This is a genomic window from Salibaculum griseiflavum, assembly GCF_003129565.1.
In the GTDB taxonomy this organism is placed as follows: Bacteria; Pseudomonadota; Alphaproteobacteria; order Rhodobacterales; family Rhodobacteraceae; genus Salibaculum; species Salibaculum griseiflavum.
On record NZ_QETF01000025.1, the window covers coordinates 23,899 to 29,898 of the forward strand.

At 65.2% G+C, this 6,000-nt stretch carries 7 protein-coding genes; 6 read left to right on the plus strand and 1 reads right to left on the minus strand.

The features are described from left to right. Positions 1-43: 43 nt before the first annotated feature. Positions 44-1,369, minus strand: a complete 1,326-nt coding sequence (locus DFK10_RS15500) for a HupE/UreJ family protein (RefSeq protein ID WP_235866865.1) — start codon at positions 1,367-1,369, stop codon at positions 44-46. Between DFK10_RS15500 and DFK10_RS15505 the strand changes: the two genes are divergently transcribed. The 6 genes from DFK10_RS15505 (at position 1,368) to DFK10_RS15530 (ending at position 5,633) form a co-directional block, all read left to right on the plus strand. Further along, on the plus strand, positions 1,368-2,162 hold the full coding sequence (locus DFK10_RS15505) for a DUF4198 domain-containing protein (protein WP_109389940.1): 795 nt from the start codon (positions 1,368-1,370) through the stop codon (positions 2,160-2,162). The two genes, DFK10_RS15500 and DFK10_RS15505, sit on opposite strands and share 2 nt — an antisense overlap. Before the next feature lie 152 nt (positions 2,163-2,314). Beyond that, on the plus strand, positions 2,315-3,205 hold the full coding sequence (locus DFK10_RS15510; protein WP_109389941.1) for a PfkB family carbohydrate kinase: 891 nt from the start codon (positions 2,315-2,317) through the stop codon (positions 3,203-3,205). After that, positions 3,202-4,116: a pseudouridine-5'-phosphate glycosidase gene (locus DFK10_RS15515; RefSeq protein ID WP_109389942.1), complete on the plus strand. Its 915-nt coding sequence runs from the start codon at positions 3,202-3,204 to the stop codon at positions 4,114-4,116. The genes DFK10_RS15510 and DFK10_RS15515 overlap by 4 nt, the downstream gene beginning before the upstream one ends. Positions 4,117-4,188: 72 nt before the next feature. Further along, the gene (locus DFK10_RS15520) at positions 4,189-4,983 is read left to right on the plus strand and encodes a DUF502 domain-containing protein (RefSeq protein WP_109389943.1); all 795 of its coding nucleotides are present in this window, start codon (positions 4,189-4,191) and stop codon (positions 4,981-4,983) included. Between the two features lie 84 nt (positions 4,984-5,067). After that, complete coding sequence (locus tag DFK10_RS15525) at positions 5,068-5,286, plus strand: hypothetical protein (RefSeq protein WP_109389944.1); 219 nt, start codon at positions 5,068-5,070, stop codon at positions 5,284-5,286. A gap of 128 nt (positions 5,287-5,414) precedes the next feature. Continuing rightward, entirely contained in the window at positions 5,415-5,633 is a 219-nt protein-coding gene (locus DFK10_RS15530; RefSeq protein ID WP_109389945.1) for a hypothetical protein, read from the plus strand. The last annotated feature ends 367 nt before the right edge of the window (positions 5,634-6,000 follow it).

The following is a 6,000-nucleotide window of genomic DNA, read 5'->3' on the forward strand; positions in this document are numbered from 1 at the left end:
GCCGGGTTAGCACCACACCCGTAAGCGCGAGGTTAAAGCACCGCTAGAGAAACACCCGTTCGACCACCCAATAGGCCCCGATCAGGGCAATGCCGATGCTGGCCGGCATCGCGACCATGTGACGATAGGTCTCGTAACGTTCGACCGCGCAGGATGCGGCCGACAGCCCCGCAACGGCGGCCACCATGAACAGAAGCGGCACGAAGGCTTCGACGGCATCCGGCCCCATGGCGCTCACGGGGATGACCAACAACGGCACAACGACCACGGCAACCAGAAGGTAGGCCGCCGCGGCAACCGGGTTGCGCTTGCCGTCCTCCGACAGGCGCATGGCGGAAACGACGATGACAAAGGCCACGGCGATCACTGCGAGTTGCCCCAGCTCGACCCCGACATTGAACCCCAGAAGCGCCGGAATGAAAGCGCTGTCGGGGATGCCGTATTCCCCAAGCACGCTGGCAAAACCCAAACCGTGCAGCAAGCCAAATCCGAAGATGATCAACGGCCGCCACGGGTTCATCCCCCGGCTGAAGACGTTCTCGATCGCGACATAGACGATCGAGGCGGCGATGATCGGCTCCACGATGGTGCCGGGCACGGTCACGTATCCCAGTGCCGCCAGCGCCAGCGTGATCGTGTGCGCGGCGGTGAAGGCACTGACCTGCCAAATCAGCGGGCGCAGGCGCGTCGACAGGAAGAACAGCCCCAGCACGAAAAGAATGTGGTCCAGGCCCAGTGGCACGATATGCTCAACGCCGACGGGGATATAGCGCCCGAAGGCCTGCCAGCCTGTCAGCGCCTGCCCCCCTGAAAGCGACACCTCCTCGGACAGCCCGCCTGTCAGGTAACCGTCCCAGCCCTCTTCGACACCCATCTGCCGCAGGACCAACACGCCGTAGCGGGCCGGCCAGTCGATCTGCATCTGCGCGGCCCCCTCCGGCAGCGCCGCGGAAAACGCCAGCCGGGATTCGCGCGGCAATTCCGGATTGCCGACCGCCGGCACGTCCACCGCATCGAGACGCAGCTCGACCGGGTCCCCATCGACCAGCACGCGAACATCCGCGGCCATCGTCGGCCAGAAGGCCCGCACTCGCTCTGCCATCTCCTCGGGCGGCAGCGCCCTCAGGGCGTCATAGGTGCCCGACGCGTCCGCCTCGTTGGTATCCTCAAGCCCTTCCAGGTCGATTTCGGCGACGAAGCTCTCCAGGTTGCCTTCGATCGAGAACAACAGCCGGTCCTCGATATGCTCCATGTCTCCGATGGTCGGCAAGACCTCGTGGGCCCGCGCACCGGAACTCAGGACCATCAACAGAGTTGACAGCAGCGCAAACAGCGTCACCTTCAACTTCGAATTCTCGGAGATCGCCATGCGCATCATCTTTCTGGCCCTCGCCCTGCTGGCCGCACCCGTCACCGCTCACGAATTGTGGCTGGAACCGGAGGCCTATCAAATTCCATCGGACGGTAAGTTGCAGGCCGAGATTGTCAACGGCGAAGACTTCGCCGGCAACCGGCTCAGCTATCTGCCGCGTCGGTTCAGCCGGTTCGAGGTCGTCCTCGGCGAGAGGGTCGAACCGGTCGAAAACAGGCTGGGCGCGCGCCCGGCGCTGGATGGCGGCCCCTTGGGGAACGGGCTCCATGTCATTGTCTACGAGGCCAATACCGCGCGGGTGAGCTACAGCGGCCTCGACACGTTCCAGAGTTTCGCCGAGCACAAGGATTTCCCGAACGCCATCGCCGACCACCGCGCCCGCGGCCTGCCCGAAACCGATTTCGGCGAGGCTTATTCGCGCCATGTAAAGGCCCTCATCGCCGTCGGCGACGGGGCGGGCCAGGACCGCAGGCTTGGCCTGGAAACCGAGATCGTCGCGCTGGAAAACCCCTACACCGCCGCAAGCGATACCCTGCCCGTCCAGCTTCACTACGGCGAAGCACCGCGCGCCGATGCACAGATCGAGCTCTTCGAGAAAGCCCCGGATGGCAGCGTCACCGTCACCTATCACCGGACCGATGCCGAAGGGATCGCCACCCTGCCCATCAAACCGGGCCATGCCTACCTGGTCGACGCAGTGGTGCTGCGCGAACCGGCCGAACAGCTGGCACAGGACCGCGACGTCGTCTGGGAAACCCTCTGGGCCGCGCTGACCTTCGCGGTCCGGTAACAGGCTTTCTTTGGACGGGAAATATCCTCGGGGGTGAATTGGCCGCAGGCCAAGAGGGGGCAGACAGCCCCCTGCGCCACCAACACGGTCTGCGCAGCAGCCCGCTTGACAGCGGTTGACCCCGGACGTGCCGCACGCCAAAGCTGCGCGCCATGACGACACCCGACATCCTTTGCATCGGTTCGGTCCTGTGGGACATCATCGGCCGCTCGCCCTCGGCGATGCGGGCCGGGTCCGACGTGCCCGGCCGGATCACCCGCATACCCGGCGGCGTGGCCATGAACATCGCCATGACGCTTGCCAATTTCGGCCTGCGGCCGGCGCTGCTCTCGGCGGTGGGCCGTGACGCCGAAGGAGAGGAACTGGTGCGCGAGGCCGGACGGCTGGGCCTCATGACGGAAACGCTCTACCGCTCCGAAGACCTGCCCACGGACAGCTACATGGCCGTGGAGGGCGCCAACGGCTTGATCGCCGCCATCGCCGATGCCCATTCGCTGGAACAGGTGGGCGACAAGATCCTGCGGCCGCTGTCGGATGGGCGCATCGCGACCGAGGCGGCGCCCTGGGCGGGGCCTGTCGCGCTGGATGGCAACCTGACGCGCGACCTGCTGGCGCGCATCGCCGCATCGCCCCTCTTTCGTGCCGCCGACCTGCGCGTGGCCCCCGCAAGCCCCGGCAAGGCGGAACGGCTGCTGGCGCTGGTCGGCCACCCTTCGGCCTGTTTCTACGTCAACCGCGAAGAGGCCGGGCTGATCTGCCAGACCGATTTCGCCGATGCGGGCAGCGCCGCCCGCGGGCTGGTCCAGCGCGGCGTTCACCGCGCCCTTGTCACCGATGGCGGCCGAATGGCGGCCGAGGCGCGCGGCGACGATCTGCGCACCGCGCAACCGCCCGAGGTCCTCGTCACCCGTGTCACCGGCGCGGGCGACACCTTCATGGCCGCCCATATCGCGTCCGAGGTGCAGGGCATGGCCCCCGACGCCGCCCTGTCCCGCGCACTGCACGCCGCCGCATCCTACGTTTCCGGAGAGACTCCCCAATGATCGACCTGCACTATTCCCCCGACGTGGCCGAGGCCCGCGCGGCGGGCCGCCCCCTCGTGGCCCTGGAAAGCACCATCATCACCCACGGCATGCCCTATCCGCAAAATGTCGAAACCGCGCGGCGCGTGGAACAGGACATCCGCGAGGCCGGCGCCATCCCTGCCACCATCGCCGTGCTGGAGGGCGCCCTGCATATCGGTCTGACCGAGGCGCAGCTCGACCGGCTGGCCCGGTCCGAGGATGTCGCCAAGCTGTCGCGCGCCGATTTCGCCGCCTGCCTCGCCGCCGGCAGAACCGGCGCCACCACGGTCGCCGCGACGATGATCGCCGCGCGTCTGGCCGGTATAGATGTTTTCGCCACCGGGGGGATCGGCGGGGTTCACAAAGGCGCAGAGACCAGTTTCGACATCTCGGCCGACCTTCAGGAACTCGCCCAGACAGCGGTGACGGTCGTGGCGGCCGGGCCAAAGGCCATCCTCGACACGCCGAAAACGCTGGAAGTGCTGGAAACCCTTGGCGTGCCGGTCATCGCCTATGGCCAGGACAGCCTGCCGGCCTTCTGGTCGGCCACGTCCGACCTGGCCGCGCCGCTGCGCATGGACAGCCCGGACCGGATCGCCGCCGCCCACGCCTTGCGGGCCCGGATGGGCATTCCGGGCGGGCAGTTGGTGGCCAATCCGATCCCGACCGCCGAAGAAATTCCCGCTGCAACCCTTGCGCCGATCATCGCGCAGGCCCAGGCCGAGGCCGACGCGCAGGGGATCGCAGCCAAATCCGTCACCCCGTTCCTGCTGCAACGCATCTTCGAGCTGACCGAGGGCGCGTCACTCACCGCGAATATCGCCCTGGTGCGCAATAATGCGCGCCTTGCGGCAGAAATCGCCAAATGCCTGTGCAATTCAGCGCGGTGACCACCGCCATGCGTCATGGTCCATTGTCGCGCCCCCGTGCATCGCCTACATAAGACCTGACCGAAGAGTTGAGTGACCGCCAAAGTGACGAAATCGCCCAATGACCCGCCCCGGCACCGCGGCAGCCTGATTACGGGGCTGCGCAACAATTTCATCGCCGGGATCATCGTCATCGCGCCGATCGGCCTGACCGTCTGGCTGATCTGGACGCTGATTGGCTGGGTCGATGGCTTCGTCTGGCCTTTCGTGCCGCAGGCCTACCACCCCGAAGAGTTCGTCAATCGCCTGCTGGGCCATGTCAACGATTTCGGTCGCGCCGATCCGACCCATCCCAACTATATCGAGATCAATGTCCGCGGTGTCGGCGTTGTCATCTTCCTCGTTTTCACCTTTATCGTGGGCTGGATCGCCAAGGGTCTGATCGGCCGGTCGTTCCTGGCCTGGGGCGAGGGGCTGGTGTCGCGGATGCCGGTTGTCCGCTCGATCTACAACGGCGCCAAGCAGATCGCCGAAACCGTCTTTGCCCAGACCGAAACCAGTTTCGACAAGGCCTGCCTGATCCAGTATCCGCGCAAGGGGATCTGGGCCATCGGCTTCATTTCGACCGCCACCAAGGGTGAATTGCTGGAAAAGGCCGAGGCCGGACCCATGGTGTCGGTCTTCGTGCCGACCACGCCGAACCCGACCTCGGGGTTCCTGCTGTTCTTTCCGAAAGAGGACGTGGTCGAGCTGGACATGACGGTCGAAGATGCCGCCAAGCTCGTGATCTCGGCCGGACTTGTCTATCCGGGCGAGAAACACGCCGAAATGCCCGAGGCGCTTGACCAGTTGGCCGACCGGATCGGCCACCACCGCCACGACGATTGATCGCCCGTGTTCGGTTGGCGCTTGAATTCCACCACCCGATGGGCAAGCATCACCGTGTCTTTCAACTCCTGCGGGGATTTACAAATGACCTACCTACGCACCTTCGGCGCGGCAACACTCGCCGCCGCCCTGACCGCCACCTCAGCCGCCGCCGGTGGCATGGCCCCGGCCATCGAGATGGAACCGGTCGTGATCGTCGAGGAAACCGGCGGCTCCAGCTCCAACCTGCTGATCCCGCTGATCTTGATCGCGCTGATCGCTGCCGCGGCCAGCAGCACCTCGGGCACCCAGGAACCAGGCTAGGGATCGACACCCATGTTGGGTCACGGCGTCCGGCTGCCCAGATCGGGGCAGCTGCCGGGAAACATTACTGTTGGACGAATCCAATCGGGCGCTATGATGGACACGTTAACCAGACCGAGGGGAAACCTATGACTTACGCGAAACATGTTGCCGCCGCCGCCATGATCGGCGCAATGACTGCCACCTCTGCCGCCGCCGGCGGCATGGCCCCGGCCATCGAGATGGAACCGGTCGAGATCGTCGAGGAAACCGGCGGCTCCAGCTCCAACCTGCTGATCCCGCTGATCCTGATCGCGCTGATCGCTGCCGCTGCCAGCAGCACCTCGGGCAACGCCGAACCCGAGTAAGGACCGCCGGAGACCGGTTGCTACAACCGGACTGACACCGGAACCTTCTGTGCAAGACCGCGACTTGAAAGGCCGCTGCATTGGATTGCAGCGGCCTTCTTTCATGGGTGTGATCTCAACTTGACGGGTCCGACAGCACGAACACTCTTGCCAGGTGTTGGACACCGATCCCGGTCGTCAAGGAATTCTGTTTTCCGACTCACCCGATTGAGGTATTAACCAGAAGTATCAATAGATATTGGGAATGTCCCGCTTGATGTTGAAACTTGCCTGAGTGGCGCAGCTTGATGCGAGGTTATGCGGCGTCCTTGATCTGGTCAAGCTGGTCCTTTTGGCGGTGGTCGATAAGGGCCTGCTTTAGGATTGG